The organism is Actinoplanes sp. NPDC051859, assembly GCF_044452725.1.
Taxonomy (GTDB): domain Bacteria; phylum Actinomycetota; class Actinomycetes; order Mycobacteriales; family Micromonosporaceae; genus Actinoplanes.
Genome location: NZ_JBITBX010000003.1, coordinates 362,867 through 380,642, shown reverse-complemented (window position 1 = coordinate 380,642; position 17,776 = coordinate 362,867). Strand labels below are relative to the sequence as shown.

Here is a 17,776-nt window from a genome sequence, read left to right as displayed (position 1 = left end):
GTTATGACCTCTTTCCCCGGCCACCCCGGGCCGACACCACTGCGTCACTGTCAGTAATACGACTATCGTCGGAAGCGATGAACGAGACGATTCCGGCAGCCTTCGCGGCCGCCATCCGCAAGGACCCGACCGTGCCGTTGCTCACCTGGTACGACGACACGACCGGCGACCGCACCGAACTGTCCGGCGCCACGATGGACAACTGGGTGGCGAAAACGGCAAACCTGCTGGTCGACGGCGCCGGATTGGGACCGGGCGACACGGCGGCGGTGCTGTTGCCGCCACACTGGCAGACCGCGGCGATCCTGCTCGGCACCTGGGCGGCGGGTCCTGAGGTCCACACCGGCCCGCAGGCGCTGACCGTGGACGCGCTCTTCGCGTGGCCCGCGACCGCCGAGGAGTCGAACTCGTGGGCGGCTGGCGAACGCTACGCGACCGGCCTCCTGCCGCTAGCCATGCCGCTGCGGCCCGTCCCGACGGGCTTCGTGGACTACACGGTCGAGGTACGCGGCCAGGGCGACCGTTTCGTCGCCATCCAGCCGGTGACGCCGGACGACCCGGCACTGAACGCCGCAACCCACCGGGAGATCTCGGCACGCGCCACGGCCCGCGCCCGCGACCTGGGCATCGAGCCGGGCGCCCGAGTCATGATCGACGCGCAGGCCCACCCGGACCCGGTGGACTGGCTGCTCGCACCCCTCGTTGTGGGCGCGAGCATTGTGCTGTGCGCGGGCCTGGACCCGGCGGTGATCGCGAAGCGGGTCGCGGCGGAGCAAGTCACGCACACCCTCTGATCAGGCGTTACGGCCCTTCGCGTACTCCTCGAAAGCGGTCAGCGACTCCGGGTTGGCGAGCGCGCCCTTGGCCGCCGCCCGGTCCGCGGGAGTGCCGGTGAGGATACGTTTCACCGGAACTTCGAGCTTTTTCGCGGACAGGGTGCGCGGCACCGCCCGTACCTGATGGATCTCGTCGGGGACGTGCCGCGGCGACAGCGCGGCACGCAGCTCGCGCTGGATCCGCTTGCGTAGGTCGTCGTCGAGTTCGAGACCGTCGGCGAGGACCACGAAGAGCAGCAGCTCGTCCTGCTCGTCGAGGTGCACGACGACCGAGTCGGCGATCTCGCCGATGCCCTCCACGACCGAGTAGAACTCGGCGGTGCCCAGCCGCACCCCGCCCCGGTTCAGCGTGGCGTCGGAGCGGCCGGTGATCACACAGCTGCCGTCGGCGCCGATGGTGATCCAGTCCCCGTGCCGCCACACGCCGGGGAACACGTCGAAGTACGCCTCGAAGTAGCGCTGCCCGTCCGGGTCGTTCCAGAAGCCCACCGGCATGCTCGGCATCGGCGCGGTGATCACCAGCTCACCCAGTACACCGAGGACCGGCTTGCCCTCCGGGTCGTACGCCTCCACGCGCGAGCCCAGCGCCCGGCAGGAGATGACGCCCTCCGTCACCGGCAGCAGCGGCGTGCCGCCGACAAACCCGGTGCACACGTCGGTGCCGCCGGACAGCGACTGCAGCTGCGGCCGGTCGCCGAGCACCTCGTAGATCCAGCGGAAGCCCTCGGGTGGCAGCGGCGCACCGGTCGAGCCCACGCCTCGGATCACGGTGGGCGGAGGCTGCACACCGGCTTTGCGGCAGGCGAGGATGAACGGTGCGGACGTACCGAAATAGGTGACCTCGGCGTCGGCGGCAAGCTGCCAGAGCGCGCCCAGGTCGGGGTGGCCGGGGTTGCCGTCGAACAGCACGATCGCCGAACCGACAGCCGGGGCGGAGACCAGGAAGTTCCACATCATCCAGCCGGTCGTGGTGAACCACAGGAAGCGGTCACCCGGGCCGAGATCGTGGTGCAGGGCCAGCATCTTCAGGTGCTCGAGCAGGATGCCGCCGTGCCCGTGCACGATCGGCTTCGGCAGCCCGGTCGTCCCGGAGGAATACAGCACGTAGAGCGGATGGTCGAACGGCACGGCGGCAAACGTCAGCGGATCGTCGCCGTCCAGGCTGGCCCAGTCCCCCACGGTTCCCAGATAGGGAATCGTGATCAGGTGCTCGACGCTGGGCAGCGCCGCCCGGATCGCGGCAACCTCGTCCCGCCGGTCGATCGCCTTGTCGCCGTAGCGGTAGCCGTCCACGGCCACCAGCACCCGTGGCTCGATCTGCGTCCACCGGTCGATCACGCTGCGCGAGCCGAACTCCGGTGCGCAGGAGGAAAAGATCGCACCCAGGCTGGCCGTCGCCAGCAGCAACACGAACGTCTCGGGAATGTTCGGGGCGTAGGCCGCCACCCGGTCGCCCTCGGCGACACCGAGCCGGCGCAGCCCGGCAGCGACCCGCCGGACCTGATCGCGCAACTCCCGGGCGGTGAGGGTGACGGGCTCACGGCTTTGCGAGTACGCGAGGACGACCGGGTCGTCGTCAGCCAGCCCCGGCATCCGCAGCACGTGCTCGGCATAGTTGAGCGTGGCACCGGGGAACCACTGCGCCCCGGGCATGGCCGTGCTGCCCAATGTCGCAGTGGGCTCGCTGTGCGCAATGACCTCGAAGTAGTCCCAGACCGCCCGCCAGAACCCGGACAGATCGGTGACCGACCACTCCCACAGCCCGGCGTAGTCGCTGACCTCGACCCCGCGCTCGACGCGCAGCCAGGTCATGAACTGACCCATCCGCGACGTCTCGAGCACATCCGCCGGCGGCTCCCAGAGCACAGCACCCGTCATATTGCCACTGTATCTATGGCCTCGCTCCGCTCGGCGGGCGCTGTATCTATGGCCTCGCTCCGCTCGGCGGGCACTGTATCTATGGCCTCGCTCCGCTCGGCGGGCACTGTATCTATGGCCTCGCTCCGCTCGGCGGGCACTGCGCCCCGGAGGAGCCGATGTCGAGGCCACCGAAACGAACTACGGCAAAAGGCGCCTTGTCCGTTTCGGCGGCCTCGACATCGGCGGGCGCAGTGCGACTTTGGTTGCGGTCAAGGCGTGGTGGTTGAGCGGGCGTCCTGGATCGCTTTCCGGCGGCGGCGCAGTGCGACTTTGGTTGCGGTCAAGGCGTGGTGGTTGAGCGGGCGTCCTGGATTGCTTTTCGGCGGGCGAGGCGGTGTTCGCGGCGGATGAGCGCCTCACGGAAGCGGCGCTCGTCCTCCGCTGTCTCCGGCAGGACCGGCGGGGCGGGGCGCGGCTGGCCTGCGACGTCGACGCCTACGAAAACCAGGTAGGCGGTGGCGACAGTGATCGGCTCCCCGCCGGCGGTGTCCCAGCGCTCGGCGGTCAGCCGCACCCCGACCTCCATCGAGGTGCTGCCCGTCCAGTTCACCTGCGCGTACGCGTGCACGAGATCGCCTACACGCACCGGCTCCGCGAACACGATCTCGTCGATCGCCGCCGTGACTGCGGTCCCACCCGTGTGCCGGGCCGCCGCCGCGCCGGCTACGTCATCGACAAACTTCATCAGGACTCCGCCGTGCACGGTTCCGTACAGGTTGACGTCGACCGCGGTCATGATCCGGCTCAAGGTGACCCGCGAGTGCGAAGTCGGCCGGCCCACGGGCTGCTCACTCATGCCCGCCAGGTTAGTTCCCCGTGGTCGCCACCGCGGTTATGGCTGGCGGGACCGCTGCCTCCATGCCGACAGCGTGGCGCCGAACGACGCCTTTGCCGGCGGCCTTTGCGGCGTAGAGGGCGGTGTCAGCCTGGTGGAGCAAGGTCTCCAGGTCGTGCCCGGGGCCGAAGACGACGCTGAGGCCGACGCTGCCGCGGACCTGCAGGACGGTGCCGGCGACGGGAAGAGGCGCGCCGAGCCGGTCCAGGAGGCGTTCGCTGATCTCGTGGGCGCGGTCGGGGCCGTCGAGGCCGGTGAGGACGGCCGCGAACTCGTCACCGCCAAGCCGGGCGATGATGTCGCCAGACCGGACGGCCTGGGTGAGCCGGGCACCGACGCCGACCAGGAGGGTGTCGCCGGCGGCGTGGCCGAGGGTGTCGTTCACCGGTTTGAAGCCGTCGAGGTCCAGCAGCAGGATCGCCGTGTAGCGGTCCCGGTCGGCGGTCGCGAGGGCTTTGCCGGCGTGGGTGTAGAAGGCGGCCCGGTTAGGCAGGCCGGTGAGGACGTCGTGGTGGGCCGGTGGTCGAGCCGGCGGCGCTGGTCCTCCAGGCTGGCAACGAGCCGCTTGACGATCATGAGGGTGAAGAACTGGCGAAGCATCGCGAGGCCGGAGGCGCCCAGAAGAACCCACATGAGCACGGGATCGAGGGTGCCGGTGCGGGCGTACTGGACCGTGAACAGCACGAGGGCCAGGACAACGGGCACGAAGGGCACCGCGCTCCACAGGCCCGTGATCGCGCGCCACTCGGCGGTGGCGGCCGGGGCAAGAGTGGCACGGCTGGCGAGAGTGAGCAGGAGAGCGGCGATCAGGTAGGCCGCGCCGGCGCCGTCGGCGTACCAGGGCAGGTGGAAGGCGTTGGCGTGGGCGCCACCGATGGCGGACAGGGAAAAGACGCCGAGCGAGCCGGCCAGCAGGTGCAGGCAGTGGTGGGTGCCCATCACCGTCCGGGTGAGCATCATCAGCGCGAGCGCCGCGGCGATCATCGCGGGGATAAGGGTGAAGACCATCAGCACTTGCCGCCCCGGGGTCAAGGCGGCGGCCGCGTCGGCGAGGACGAGTTGCCACACCATGGCGAAGATGGCGCCGGCGATCATCGTGACATCGAGGGCATGGCTGGCCCGGGTGAGCCGGTGCGGGAACCCGGGACCGATCAACACGATGGCAGGTACGCCCAGCAGGGCCGACAGCGAAGCGAGGGTGTCAGCCGCGACGGTGCCGGTGCCGACAAGCGCATCGATGGTGTAAAGCACGTAGGCAGCCGCGAGCAGGCCACCGGAGCCGACACCGAGCGACAGACCGACCCGTTGCCGGTGCGTGTGCTCCCGACGCTGGCGCAGGAAGCCGCGGGCGGCGACCGCGCCGGCCACGGCGATCGGCGCGCAGGCCACGACGAGCCCCGTTCGCTCGCCCAGGTGCGGCAGCAGCAGTTGCAGCCCCAGACCGGCGAGGACGACAGCACTCAGCCGTGCCACGGTCCGATCTCCCATATGCCGTCAATCGGCGCTCCAGGCAACAACTAAAGGGATCGGCTGAAAGTACGTGGTCGGCCGCCGAACGGCGGATCAGCGCCGATTCGCCCGCCGGGGTCCGGGTGTGGGCGCAACGCTGGAGACGGCAGTCGCACGGGCCGCGCCTCGAGAAAGAGTCCGTCATGACCACGCTCTTGATCGCCGAGGATACCGACGATTTACGCATGGTTCTCCAGCGGGTGTTCACCCGGGCCGGTTTCGCCGTGCAGGTGGCGGAGGACGGACAGGTCGCCCTGGAGCTGGCCCGCCGGCAGCCGCCCGACGTGGTGCTCACCGACCTCAACATGCCGAACCTCGACGGCCTGCAACTGTGCCAGGCCATTCGCGCCGACCCCGTGCTGTGCGACATTCCGGTCGCCATTCTCAGCGGCGGCATCCAGCACGGCGATCCGCGCTTCGCCGACGGGCAGGTGTGCGGGGTGCTGCTCAAACCGTTCGTGAACAACGAGCTGGTGGAAGCGGTCCGAAACCTCGCCGAGGGCGGCCACCACCAGCATCGCGACCAACCGTCGACATGCCCCTACCGGCTGGCCGGTTGACCCAGTACCCGTCTCTGATGGTGGGACGCCGTTGCACTTTAGGGCTGCCGGGAGGGCACTTTTCCGCGTACATAAATCATGGTTTGACCAGGGATCGGGACCCGTCCGGCGCACGCTTATTGATTTAGATATCTGAAAGTGACATTCCTCCGGTGGGCTGCTGCTACGCAACTCACCCGAGGGATGTCCATCAATGAGCACATCACGCATCGTCGGCGCGGCCGCAGTGGCAGCGCTGACTCTGCTGAGCACCGCCGTGTCGGGTTCGGCGCAGGCCGCCGCCACCACCCCGACCGAATACACCGTCGTCGCCGAGTCCGGCGTATCCACTTCGGCCGCAACCGCAGCCATTTCCGCCGCCGGCGGCACAGTGGTGGCCCGTAACGACGCGGTCGGGCTGTTCCGGGTGACGTCGACCCGCGCCGACTTCACCGCAGCGGTGGCCGAGAGCGGCGCCCTGATCGGCGCGAACCTGCGCGCCCCCATCGGCCGCTCCCCGAAGCGCGTGCCGCTGGAAGCCGGCGTGCAGTCGGTCGCCACCGCCGAGGCGCTGCCCGCCGCGACGAACGTCGTCACCGCCGCCCGGGCCGGCAGCAACGCCGGACTCGACCCGCTGGACACCAAGCTCTGGGGCCTCAAGTCGGTGCGAGCCGACCGGGCGCGCAGCGTGGAGGCCGGCGAGCGCGGCATCACCGTCGGCGTCCTCGACACCGGCCTGGACGCCAGCAACCCGGACCTCGCGCCCAACTTCAGCGCCAGCCTGTCCCGCAACTTCGCGCCGGACATCCCGGAAGACGGCCCGTGCGAGGTCGCCAGCTGCCTCGACCCGGTCGGCACCGACGACGGCGGCCACGGCACCCACGTCGCCGGCACCATCGGCGCCGCGGCCAACGGCGCGGGCATCTCCGGCGTCGCGCCCAACATCACCCTGGTGGAACTGAAAGGCGGCCAGGACTCCGGCTCGTTCTTCCTCGAGTCGGTCGTCAACGCCCTCACCTACTCGGGCGACGCCGGACTCGACATCGTCAACATGTCCTTCTACGTCGACCCGTGGCTCTACAACTGCACCGCCAACTCGGCCGACAGCCCCGCCGAGCAGGCCGGCCAGCAGGCCACCATCGCCGGCATGCGCCGCGCCCTCGAATACGCCCACAACAAGGGCGTCACCCTGATCGGCGCGCTCGGCAACAACCACGAAGACCTCGGTGCTCCGCGTACGGACACCTCCAGCCCGAACTTCGGCGGCACCCCGCGGCCGCGGCGGATCGACAACGCCAGCTGCTGGGACCTGCCCGTCGAAGGCCCGCACGTCATCGGCGTCTCGTCGACCGGCCCGTCCGGTGCCAAGGCGGACTACTCCAACTACGGCGTCGAGCAGATCTCGGTTGCCGCGCCCGGCGGCTTCCGCGCCGACTACTACGGCACCAGCTCCTTCAACTCGGTGACCAACCAGATCCTGTCGGCGTACCCGCTGAAGGTCCTCCGCGAAGAGGGCAAGGTGGACGCTGCCGGCAACGTGCGGTCGTCGTACGCCAGCTCGGTCTTCAAGCGGTGCACCACCGCCGGAGCCTGCGGCTACTACACCTACCTGCAGGGCACCTCGATGGCCGCGCCGCACGCCAGCGGCGTCGCCGCCCTGATCGCCAGCAAGTACGGCACCCCGGACACCGCCCGCGGCGGCCTGACCATCAACCCGGACACCCTGGAACAGCGCCTGTACGACAGCGCGGCCCCGAAGTCCTGCCCCAGCCCGCGGCTGAAGACGTACACGCGGGAGGGCCGGTCGACCGAGTACAACGCGTACTGCTCGGGCGATGCGAACTTCAACGGCTTCTACGGCCACGGCATCGTCGACGCGTACGCCGGCGTCACGCAGTAGCAGCACCGCGGGTGCCCTCCACCGGAGGGCACCCGCCCGCCTGTCGATATGGTGCCCCCATGACGGCGGCGCGACCCTCACGGTGGTTTTCCGCGGAGGACATCGTGCACGGCCGAATCAACCTGGCCGGCTATCCCTTCCGGTTCATCTGGATCAACGCCGCCCCGTCAAGCGGTCTGCGGGTGACCTTCGGCCATTCCGGCACGGCCGCCATGGTGGATCTGGTGCTCACCGCGGCCGAGCTGCTGGAGGCCCAAGGCTGGCAGGTCGTGAACTTCGAGCAGGGCGGGAAGATCGCCTACCTGCGCCGCGTCGCGCCTTCGCCAGCCCGGTAGCGGCCCGATCACCATCCCAGCCCCACCGCCGAATTGGTTTCGCTGAAGATACTACTCCTGGGAGTAGTATCTTCAGCGAAACCATCAGTCGGCAGCCAGGAGGAATCCTTGGTCGCGTTCGTCGGCAGAACGCAGCAGCTCGCCACACTCGACGCCCTGTTGGCGAGTGTTGGGCCTATCAACCATGACCCAGCTCCAGGTCAATGCCTCCTCATCCGCGGACGGCGCCGAATCGGCAAGTCCAGCCTGGTGGAGGCATTCGTTGACCGCGCAGGCGTGCCCGCGGTTTTCTTCACCGCGTCCGGGGCACCGACTGATATCGAGTTGGAGGCGTTCACCGAGGCGATCCGCTCATCGTCGCTTCCGGAACGCACGGTTTTCGATGACGCCGCCCCCGGAAATTGGAGTGCCGCACTAAGGCAGCTTGCCAGCGTTCTGCCGGACGACCAGCCGAGTGTGGTGGTGATCGACGAGGTGCCTTACCTCGTCGATCGGGCAGACGCCTTCGAGGGAATCCTCCAACGCTCCTGGGATCGAGAGCTGAGCCGCAAGCCGATGCTCCTTGTGCTGATCGGCTCCGATCTGTCAATGATGGAGGCCCTCGGCTCCTACGGCAGACCGTTCCATCAGCGTGGCAAGGAAATGGTCCTCGGCCCGCTGAACCCGGCGGAGGTCGGGGAGATGCTCCAACTGGCCCCCGCCGAGGCCTTCGACGCGGCCTTGGTGACGGGCGGTCTCCCCCTGATCTGTGCCGGCTGGCGACCGGGCACCGATCTCTGGCAGTTCCTCTCCGCCGAACTATCCAACCCGGTCTCGCCACTCATCGTTTCGGCCGAGCGTTCTCTGGCCGCAGAGTTCCCGGACTCTGCGATGGGCCGAACGGTCTTGTCCGCGATCGGGAGCGGCGGGCGAACGTTCACGAACATCGCTCGAGCCGCCGGCGGCATCTCGCATTCGACGTTGACGCGAGCCGCCCAGGTCCTTGTCGACAAGCGCATCGTCGCGGCAGAGCTGCCCGTCTCCACCACGGCCTCGAAAGAACGACGCTACCGAGTCACCGACCCGCACCTCCGGTTCTGGCTGACCTTCCTAGCGCCCCATCTGGCCGAAATCGAGCGCCTGCGGGGCGACCTCACCCTGGACCGTGTCAGGACAGGATGGACCAGTTGGCGCGGGCGGGCAGTGGAGCCACTGATCAGAGAGTCCCTGGCCCGCCTCCTGCCAGACGGCGGCCTGCCCGCGGCGCCGGCGATCGGCTCTTACTGGACACGATCCAACAGCGTCGAGATCGACATCGTCGGCGCCGACCGCGAACCCGTGGCGAAGCGCCTGCTCTTCCTCGGCTCGATCAAATGGCTGGAGAACTCGGCCTTCGACGACCGAGATCTGGTGGCACTCCAGCGGCACCGCACGGCCATCACCGACGATCCGGTCCCGCTGGTCGCCGTAAGTCGCAGTGGCACGTCGGCCGCCGGCCTGAGCGCTGCCTATGGCCCCGCCGAGCTCCTTCATGCCTGGCAACGAAGCAGCGGCGGATCATGAAACGGGGCTGACTCGTCAAGAGTCAACCCCATCCATTCTCGGTAACCCGCCTCGTCAGTCCTTCAGGAGCTGACGCGCCATGACGATGCGCTGGACCTGGTTGGTGCCTTCGTAGATCTGGGTGATCTTGGCGTCGCGCATCATGCGCTCGACCGGGTAGTCGCGGGTGTAGCCGTAGCCGCCGAGCACCTGCACCGCGTCGGTCGTGATCTCCATGGCCGCGTCCGAGGCGAAGCATTTGGCCGCTGCGCCGAAGTAGGTCAGGTCGGCGTCGCCGCGCTCGCTCTTGCCGGCGGCGACGTACGTGATCTGGCGGGCCGCTTCGAGTTTCATGCCCATGTCGGCGAGCATGAACTGCAAGCCCTGGAAGTCGGCGATCGGCTTGCCGAACTGGCGGCGCTCCTTGGCGTAGCCGAGGGCGAAGTCGAGGGCGCCCTGGGCGATACCGACAGCCTGGGCGGCGATGGTGACGCGGGTGTGGTCGAGGGTCTTCATCGCGGTGGCGAAGCCGGTGCCTTCGGCGCCGATCATGCGGTCGGCCGGGATGCGGACGTTGTCGAAGTAGACCTCGCGGGTCGGGCTGCCCTTGATGCCGAGCTTCTTTTCGGGTGCCCCGAAGCTGACCCCTTCGTCAGACTTCTCGACCACGAAGGCGGAGATGCCGCGCGAACGGGCGGAGGGGTCGGTGACCGCGAAGACGGTGTAGTACTCCGAGACGCCGGCGTTGGTGATCCACCGCTTGACGCCGTTGAGGACCCAGTAGTCGCCCTCGCGGACCGCGCGGGTGCCCATCGAGGCCGCGTCGCTGCCGGCCTCGGGCTCGGAGAGGCAGTAGGAGAACATCGCCTCGCCGGCCGCGACCGGGGTGAGGTACTTGTGCTTGAGCTCCTCCGAACCGGCGAGGATCAGCGGCATCGTGCCGAGTTTGTTGACCGCGGGGATGAGCGACGAGCTGGCGCAGGCCCGCGCTACCTCTTCGATGACGATGGCCGTGGCCAGGGCGTCCGCACCGGCGCCGCCGTATTCGACCGGAATGTGCGGGGCGTGGAAGTCGGAGGAGCGCAGGGCGTCGTAGGACGCCTTGGGGAACTCCGCGCTCTCGTCGGCCTCGGCCGCGTTCGGCGCCACGCGAGCGTCGCAGACCTCGCGCACGGCCGCGCGGATGGTCTCGTGGTCATCCGGCAGCTGATAGACGTCGAAATCAGACATGTGCAGTGGCTCCTTCTTCTGCGGCTCCCGGCCATATGTTACCGACGCGTAGGGTACGCGCACTATCCTCGCCCCGGACGGCGGTGACGGAAATGGGCTGCGCCGTGAGAAGGTGTTTGCCACGAACCGGCGTCCGGCCCCCTCCCGGCGCTCCGTGTGAGGAGTTCACAGCGTGACCATCCCCTACCCGAAGAACCAAACCCTGCCCGCGTTTCCCGAGGTCGAGGTGCCGTCCGGCGCTGCCCGGCCCCGGTTGGCGTTCCTGGGCACGGGCTACCTCGGCGCCACCTACGCTATCTGCTTCGCCGAGCTGGGCTACGAGGTACTCGGGTTCGACGTTGACGAGGCCAAAATCGCCAAACTCGGGGCCGGCCAGGTGCCGTTCCACGAGCCCGGCCTCGACGAGCTGCTCCGCACCAATCTGGCGTCGGGCCGGCTGCGGTTCACCACGTCCTACGAGACCGTGGCGGACTTCGCGGACGTGCATTTCATCTGTGTGGGCACGCCACAGCGGGCGGATGGCATGGGGGCCGATCTCGCGTACGTGGAAGCCTCGGTCACGAATCTGGCCCGGCACCTGAAGCGCAAGGCGCTGATCGTCGGAAAATCGACGGTCCCGGTGGGCACTGCCGAGTGGGTCGAACAGCTCGTTTCCAAACACACCGACCCCGACCTGGGGATCGAGGTGGCGTGGTCGCCGGAGTTCCTGCAGGAGGGCTTCGCGGTCGAGGACGTGCTGCGGCCGAACCGCATCGTCGTCGGCGTGCGCTCCGAGTGGGCCAACGGCATGCTCTACGCCGCGCACAAGGGCGTCTTTGACCTGGCTGCCACCGAGGACCGCGAGGTGCCGCTGGTGGTGACTGACTTCGCCACTGCCGAGCTGGTCAAGGTCGCGGCGAACGCCTTCCTCGCCACCAAGATCAGCTTCATCAACGCCATGGCGGAGGTGTGCGAGGTCGCCGGCGGTGACGTCACGCAGCTCGCCAAGTCCATCGGCTACGACCCGCGCATCGGCAACCGCTTCCTGCAGGCCGGCGTCGGCTTCGGCGGCGGCTGCCTGCCCAAGGACATCCGGGCGTTCCAGGCCCGCGCGCAGGAGCTCGGCGCGGGCGAGGCGCTGCGTTTCCTGCACGAGGTCGACCTGATCAACCAGCGGCGCCGCTCCCGGGTGGTCACCCTGGCCGCCGAAATGCTCGGCCGCCGGTCGGGCCCGGCCGGCCCCGACCTGTCGGGCACCCGGATCGCCGTTCTCGGCGCGGCCTTCAAACCCAATTCCGATGACGTACGCGACGCGCCCGCGCTGGCGGTCGCGGCGGCTCTCGCCAAGGCCGGCGCGGATGTCCGCGTCTACGACCCGCAGGGCATGGAGAACGCGCGGGCGGTGCAGCCCGGCCTGACGTACGAGACGGCGATGAACGACGCAGCGGCCGGCGCCGACCTGGTCTGTGTGCTGACCGAATGGGCGGAGTTCCGCAACGCGGACCCGAACGTCCTCGGCGATCTGGTCGCCGCCAAGCGGGTCATCGACGGCCGGAACTGCCTGGACCCGGTGCTGTGGGCGCGGGCCGGCTGGCAGTACCGCGGCATGGGACGGCCGACCCCGGCACTGTAGGGGACGGCCTGCTCCGCACCCTGAAGAATGACCGTTTCGCCTTGACGGCCGCGAACCTGCCGGGTTCGCGGCCGTTTCCATTGATCTCGACCCGCTTGAGACTGTTCTAATGAGGTGTCGGAAGGGCATGCTTTCGGTGGGGCTGGTCGAGGAGGTGCCGTGGCGCAGGCTGACGAGCCGGAGGGCTACGACGATGAACTGGCCCGGATCGACGCGTCGATCGCGGAGCTGAAGGTCCGCGACCTGGCCGCGGCCAAGGAACGCACCACCATCGCCAGCAAGATCCAGGCCGCCCAGTTCCAGCGCGACATCCTGGCGCACGCCAACCAGCAGCGAAAACGCGCCGCCGCCGCGAAGTCGACCCGCCGCGTCCGCCGCCGCCCTACCGACCCGCCCACCCCCTCACCCGGCGGCCATCAGGGCGCCCCGCCGCCCGGCGCGGGAGGTCGCGTAGCCGCTGCAGGTGGTCGCACAGCCGCGACAAGTAACCGCACAGCCGCCGGCCACCCCAGCGCCACGAGCAGCGCAGCCACCACCGACCACCTAGCCGGCGCAGGCCACGCCACCACCGCCGGCCATCCAGCCGAAACGGACCACCCAGCCGCGGCAGGCCGCACGACCGCCGCGGGCCGCACGGCCGCTCGGGCCAGCGCGGGGCGGCCGGCCTGGTCAGCGCCGGGCACGCCGTACACCGGGCCGCCCGGTCAGGCCACGGATGGCGTCACCGTGCTGGTCGACGATCCGCCGCCGACCGAAGAGCCCGCGTATCCGCCGCCGCGCCGCCGGGTCGCGCCGCCGCCGGAGCATCCGCCGCACGAGCCCGAGACGTCGTCGCAGTCCGTGCAGAACATTTTGCTCGGCCTCAGCGCCTTGGTGCTCGGCGTCGCCGCGGTGGTCTTCGCGGGCGCGGCCAGCAACGCTGTCGGGCGAGCCCTCATCCTGGCCGTCGCCACCGGCGTCGCGCTGACCGCCGCTCCGGCCATCGCCCGGCGTGGCCTCACCTCGACCGGCGAGACGCTGGCAGCTGTCGGCCTGGTCCTGCTACCGATGACCCTGTACGCCCTGCACGGCAGTCCCGCGCTCGGCGGCGACGGGGTCCCGTCCCCGGTGTTCCTCGGCGTGACGCTGCTGATCACCACGGCGGCCGCGTTCGCCTACGCCGGTGTCACGCGACTGTCGGCGCCGCGGTACGCCACGGTGGTGGCCGTGCAGCCGGTGCCGCCGCTGCTCGCGTACCCGATGATCGAGAGCCCGGCCGGCTGGGCGGTGACGCTGACCATCGTGGCGATAGTGGACCTGCTGTTGCTCACGACAGTGATCCGCAGTGGGCGGTTGGTGCCGCGCTGGCCGGTGGGCCGCCCGGTGGCCGGGGACCGCGAGTCGCTGGCCGAGGCCGACGCCCGCGACATCGGCGCCCGCGATTTCGCGACGCGGCACGACCCGGCCGATCCGGGTTCCCACGATCCAGCTGCTGTGGACGCCGGGGGCGATCCGGCCGGCGCGGACGCGGGCTATGGCACACCGGACCGGCCCGAGTCCCGGCCGGAGGAGCCTGACCTCATCATCGCCGGGCTGACCGGCCGCAAGCGGCGGCGCTGGCTGCCGACCCGGATCTTCCCCGGCAAGCGTCCGGAGGGAGCACCGCCGGCCGGGTCCGTCCCGCTGATGCCGCCGAGCAGCCCGCCCGCCGCGGGGTGGCTCCGGCAGCTGACGTTCGGCCTGTTGTGCCTGGCCGCGGCTGGTGCGCTGCTGTACGCGAGCGCCGGCCTTGCGGGGGCCGACGCGGTTGTTGACGCCGTACGCTCCGGATTGATTTTGATCTTGGCTGCCGTCACCGCGTCGGCGGCGGCCCGGCTGGTCGACCATGTCCGGGCTCGCAGCATCGCCGGCGCGGTCCTGACCATCGCGATCATCGCGGCCTGCGCTCGCATCGCCGACGTGGCATCGCCGGCCTGGACGCTAGCCGTTGCGGCAGCCGCCGTCGCGGTCACCGGCGCGGCCGTCCGCCTTCTGCCCGATGAGGTCCGTCGCGGCCCGCAGTACGCCTCGGCTGCCGCGCTCACCGTGATCGGCTTGTTCGTAGCCGTCGACGCTTTGCGCGCCGCGCTCGCGCCGGTCCAGGCCGCCCGTCCGGTCTGGAACGCGGACACCGCCGCCTACGCGGGCCGGATCGCCGATGCAGCCGGCCAATCGGGCTGGCTGCTCGCGCTCAGCGCCCTGCTGGCGACCGTTGCTGCGGCACTGGCCCTGCCCACCGAGTACCGCCGCGAAGGCGCGGTCACCGGTGTCGCCCTGACCGCCCTGGCCGTCCCTTCCTCGCTCGGTCTGCCCTGGTCCGAGGCGCCCTGGCCGCTGGTCGTCGCCGGGATCGGGATCGGCGCCGCCGGGTTGCTCGCGCCCACCCGCCGGGTCGCCGGGTTCCACGTCGCCGCGGCCGGAGTGGTCGGCGCGTTCGGTGCTGCCGCCGCGCTCAGCGCGTCGTGGCTCACCGCCGCGGTCCTCACCGCGCTGGCCGGGGCAGGCGTCATGGTCGCGGTCGCGGCCCGACAGATGCCGGTACGCCTGTACGCGTGGCTGGTCGGCGACTGGGCCTCGGGTGCGGCCGCCCTGGCTATTCCCGGCGCTGTGGTCACCGCGGTTCTTGCCGTGGACGACCCGGGCGGCGGCCCCCCGGCCACCGAAGCGGTCACGGTCCCGGCTTTGGCGCTGGGCTTCCTCGCCGTCGCCGGCACGCTCACCTACGCGGCGGTGTTCCAGGTGGCGCGCCGCGAGGTCAGTGTGCCGATGACCGCCGGCGCCGGGCTGGGCGCGATCGCCCTGGCCCTGGCTGCGCTGCTCTCCCCCGGTGCCACTGCTCCCGACGTCTGGGTCGGGGCGCTGCTGCTGGTCGCCGCGGCCCTGTTGTTTTTCGCCAAGTCCCTGGACAACGGCCGCCGCGCCGACCGGATGCTGGACGGTCCCGACATCGCGGCGGCCGCCGCAACCGTGGCAGTCTGCGGTGCGCTGGCCCGGGTAGCCGCCCTGGCCTTCCCGGACGCGCCGCTGGCCGTCGGCGCGATCGTGGTCCTGATCGTCGCGTTCGGCGTGCATGCCCTGCCGGAGGACTGGCGCCGCGGCCCGGTCCGTGGCGTCGGCCTGGCCGGGCTGGTCGTCGGCGCGATCGCCGCCTGGCAGGCCCTCGCGGACGGCCTGCGGATCATCGCCGCGCCCGGCCCGATCTGGGCCTCGGACGTCAGCGGCTACCCCACCAGCGCCGAACCCGGCGCCTGGCAGGCCCCGGTGGCTCTGATCCTCATCGCGGTCGCCGCCACGGCGGCCCTGCCCCGGCCCGCACGCTACGACGTCAGCGCCGTCGCCGTCGCCCTCGCCACGATCGGCGCGCCCGCAGCCCTCGGCCTGCCCTGGTGGTCACCGCTGTTGATCGGCGGTGCCGTGGCCCTCGGGTACGGGATCGCATCCGTAGCCGCCGTCGACCCCCGGGCCGCGCTCAGCCGTGCCGGAGTCGCCGCCGCGGTTGCCCTGCACGCCGCCGGCGCCGGTCTGGTCCGCCCCTGGTCCACGGCGCTGGCCCTCGGCCTCATCGTGGCGACCGGCGTCCTGGTGGCCTGGCTCGCCCGCGCCGACCTCACGCCCGCCGCCCGGCGCACCTGGGCCGAACGTGCGGAACTCGACGAGGTCGTGGCGTACACCCTGGACGACACGGGCATGCCTCGGCACCGCGCCCAGATCGGCGGCGCGGCCACCATGGCGGCGCTACTCGCCGCCCCGGGCGTCCTGGCGGCCGTCGCCGCAGGTCAGGGCCGTACCGCCCAGGTCGTGCTCACCGCGGCGCTGGCCGGGTCCAGCCTCATGCTCGCCTTCCTGGCGGTGGCCGGCCGCTGGGTGCCGCAGTACCTGCCGTGGGCCACGATCGGCCTGGTCGGTGGGGCGACCATCACCGCCCTCGCCTCGGTCCCCAGCGACTACCCCACCGCCCTGTACGCGGCCGCCGCAGCGCTGCTCGGCGTCGTCGCGGAACTCCTGCGGGGCACCGTGCCCGCTCCCGGGCTGACATTGGCCCCACCGCACACCTGGCGGGAGGACCGCCTCCGCCAGCCCCGCCGCGGCCTGCGCCCCAGCGGCCTGCGCGGCCGGTGGCTCGTCGGCCCCGCCACCGGCGCGGTGATCGTCGCGTCCCTGCCCACGATCCTCGCCCTGTTCTCCATCGCCCCGGCGCTGCGCGCAGCGCTGATCGACCCGATGCGCCAACTCGACTCGATCTGGAACGGCCCGGTCGCCGCGCTCACCGACCCGGCATCCGGCAGTGTGGACGGTACGAGTGTGCTCGCCACCGTGCTGCTCACCGTGGCCGCCGCACTGGCTGCGCTGGGGTTCGGCGGGAAGCCGGCTGAGGCCGTACCCGTCATCTTGCCGGGGTTGGCGATCACCCTGCTGATCGCGCCGATCGCGCTGGATGCCCGCTGGCCCGCGTCGACTGCGGCGGCCCTGGTGGTGTTCACGATCGTCATGCTGGGTCTGGCCCTGACGCCGCCGCCGGTGACGTCCCGGGCGACGCTGCTGCACACGAACCGGACCGTCGTCTTCGTGATCGGCCTGCTCGCCGGAGGCGCCGGTCTGGCCGGCAGCCTCGCCACCCAGCAGCTGACACTGTTTACGCTCGGCAGCGCCATCGGCGTCGGCCTGATCGCCGCGGTGGCCGGCAAGAGCCGGCACGCCCGGGTGCTGGGCTGGCTGTTCGCGGCGGGCATGGGCCAGTTCTTCGTGCTGGCGGTGGCGCTCGTCGGCGGGCTCACCCACGAGTGGGCGGCGTTCGGCGTCCTCGCGGTCGGCGCAGCGCTGCTCATCCTCGAAGCGGTGCTCCCGCGGCTCGGCCTGCCGGAATACCGCCTCGAAGCCACCACTGTCGAGTGGAGCGGCTACGCGTCGGCGCTGCTCGCCGGGGCGCTGGCATTCGACTCGCCGGCGCATCTCGCCGCGCTCCTCGCCGCGTGGGGCGCGGTCCTCGGCCTCACCGCCACCCGCCCCGGCCGTACGCCCGAACAACGCCGCAACCTGTTCTGGCTGGCGGTCGGCTTCGAGATCATCGGCATCTGGCTGTTCGTGGCGCTGGCGGACGTGGCGCTACCCGAGGCGTACACCTTGCCGTTCGCGGCGCTGGCCCTGCTCGTGGGCGTGCTGGAGGCCCGGCAGCGGCCGGAGCTGGGCAGTTGGGCGGCCTACGGCCCCGCGCTGCTGGCGGCGTTCGTGCCGACCACCGGCCTCGTGATCGCCACGGACGCGGGCGACCTGCGGGAAATGCTGCTTCTGCTCGGCGCGGTCGCCACGCTGATCATCGGCTCCCGGCTGCAACAACAGGCCCCCGTGGTGATCGGGGCGGCGGCCACGGCGGTGGCAACGATTCACTTCGCCACGACGCTGGTGGGTCCATGGCTGGTGCTGGTGCCGGTTGGCGTCATCCTGCTCTTCCTAGGCGCCACCAACGAGAACCGGCGCCGGACCCAGGAACGCCTACGCGGCGCCCTGGTCCGGATGCGGTAGA

Annotated in this window: 12 protein-coding genes; 7 read left to right on the top strand and 5 right to left on the bottom strand. The window is 70.9% G+C overall.

Going from position 1 to position 17,776, the window contains the following annotated elements; all coding sequences use genetic code 11:
- The first annotated feature begins 77 nt into the window (after positions 1–77).
- The gene (locus tag ACIA1L_RS09700) at positions 78–794 is read left to right on the top strand and encodes a TIGR03089 family protein (protein WP_396072176.1); all 717 of its coding nucleotides are present in this window, start codon (positions 78–80) and stop codon (positions 792–794) included.
- Here the strand turns inward: ACIA1L_RS09700 and ACIA1L_RS09695 are convergent, their stop codons facing one another.
- From ACIA1L_RS09695 to ACIA1L_RS09680, 4 genes are all read right to left on the bottom strand, one after another.
- The gene (locus ACIA1L_RS09695) at positions 795–2,714 is read right to left on the bottom strand and encodes an acetoacetate--CoA ligase (protein ID WP_396072175.1); all 1,920 of its coding nucleotides are present in this window, start codon (positions 2,712–2,714) and stop codon (positions 795–797) included. It lies immediately after the preceding gene.
- Positions 2,715–3,036: 322 nt separating this feature from the next.
- Positions 3,037–3,552: an acyl-CoA thioesterase gene (locus ACIA1L_RS09690; RefSeq protein WP_396072174.1), complete on the bottom strand. Its 516-nt coding sequence runs from the start codon at positions 3,550–3,552 to the stop codon at positions 3,037–3,039.
- A gap of 10 nt (positions 3,553–3,562) precedes the next feature.
- Positions 3,563–4,084: a diguanylate cyclase domain-containing protein gene (locus tag ACIA1L_RS09685; RefSeq protein ID WP_396072461.1), complete on the bottom strand. Its 522-nt coding sequence runs from the start codon at positions 4,082–4,084 to the stop codon at positions 3,563–3,565.
- Positions 3,973–5,064, bottom strand: coding sequence for a hypothetical protein (locus ACIA1L_RS09680; RefSeq protein ID WP_396072173.1), 1,092 nt, complete (start codon positions 5,062–5,064; stop codon positions 3,973–3,975). Before ACIA1L_RS09680 ends, ACIA1L_RS09685 begins: the two co-directional genes overlap by 112 nt.
- A 179-nt stretch (positions 5,065–5,243) precedes the next feature.
- On the opposite strand from ACIA1L_RS09680, the gene ACIA1L_RS09675 reads away from it, so the two are divergent.
- From ACIA1L_RS09675 to ACIA1L_RS09660, 4 genes are all read left to right on the top strand, one after another.
- Entirely contained in the window at positions 5,244–5,660 is a 417-nt protein-coding gene (locus tag ACIA1L_RS09675) for a response regulator (protein ID WP_396072172.1), read from the top strand.
- A gap of 193 nt (positions 5,661–5,853) precedes the next feature.
- A complete protein-coding gene (locus ACIA1L_RS09670) occupies positions 5,854–7,539 on the top strand; it encodes a S8 family serine peptidase (RefSeq protein ID WP_396072171.1) in 1,686 nt (561 codons plus the stop codon).
- A gap of 59 nt (positions 7,540–7,598) precedes the next feature.
- Positions 7,599–7,874, top strand: a complete 276-nt coding sequence (locus ACIA1L_RS09665; RefSeq protein ID WP_396072170.1) for a hypothetical protein — start codon at positions 7,599–7,601, stop codon at positions 7,872–7,874.
- A 108-nt stretch (positions 7,875–7,982) separates the two neighbouring features.
- Positions 7,983–9,416: an ATP-binding protein gene (locus ACIA1L_RS09660; protein WP_396072169.1), complete on the top strand. Its 1,434-nt coding sequence runs from the start codon at positions 7,983–7,985 to the stop codon at positions 9,414–9,416.
- Positions 9,417–9,470: 54 nt separating this feature from the next.
- On the opposite strand, the gene ACIA1L_RS09655 is transcribed toward ACIA1L_RS09660, so the two are convergent.
- The gene (locus tag ACIA1L_RS09655; RefSeq protein ID WP_396072167.1) at positions 9,471–10,625 is read right to left on the bottom strand and encodes an acyl-CoA dehydrogenase family protein; all 1,155 of its coding nucleotides are present in this window, start codon (positions 10,623–10,625) and stop codon (positions 9,471–9,473) included.
- Positions 10,626–10,797: 172 nt separating this feature from the next.
- Between ACIA1L_RS09655 and ACIA1L_RS09650 the strand changes: the two genes are divergently transcribed.
- Complete coding sequence (locus tag ACIA1L_RS09650; RefSeq protein WP_396072166.1) at positions 10,798–12,237, top strand: UDP-glucose dehydrogenase family protein; 1,440 nt, start codon at positions 10,798–10,800, stop codon at positions 12,235–12,237.
- 159 nt (positions 12,238–12,396) lie between these two features.
- Positions 12,397–17,775 (top strand): SCO7613 C-terminal domain-containing membrane protein, encoded by a 5,379-nt coding sequence (locus tag ACIA1L_RS09645; RefSeq protein WP_396072165.1) that lies wholly within the window; start codon positions 12,397–12,399, stop codon positions 17,773–17,775.
- Position 17,776 lies beyond the last annotated feature (1 nt).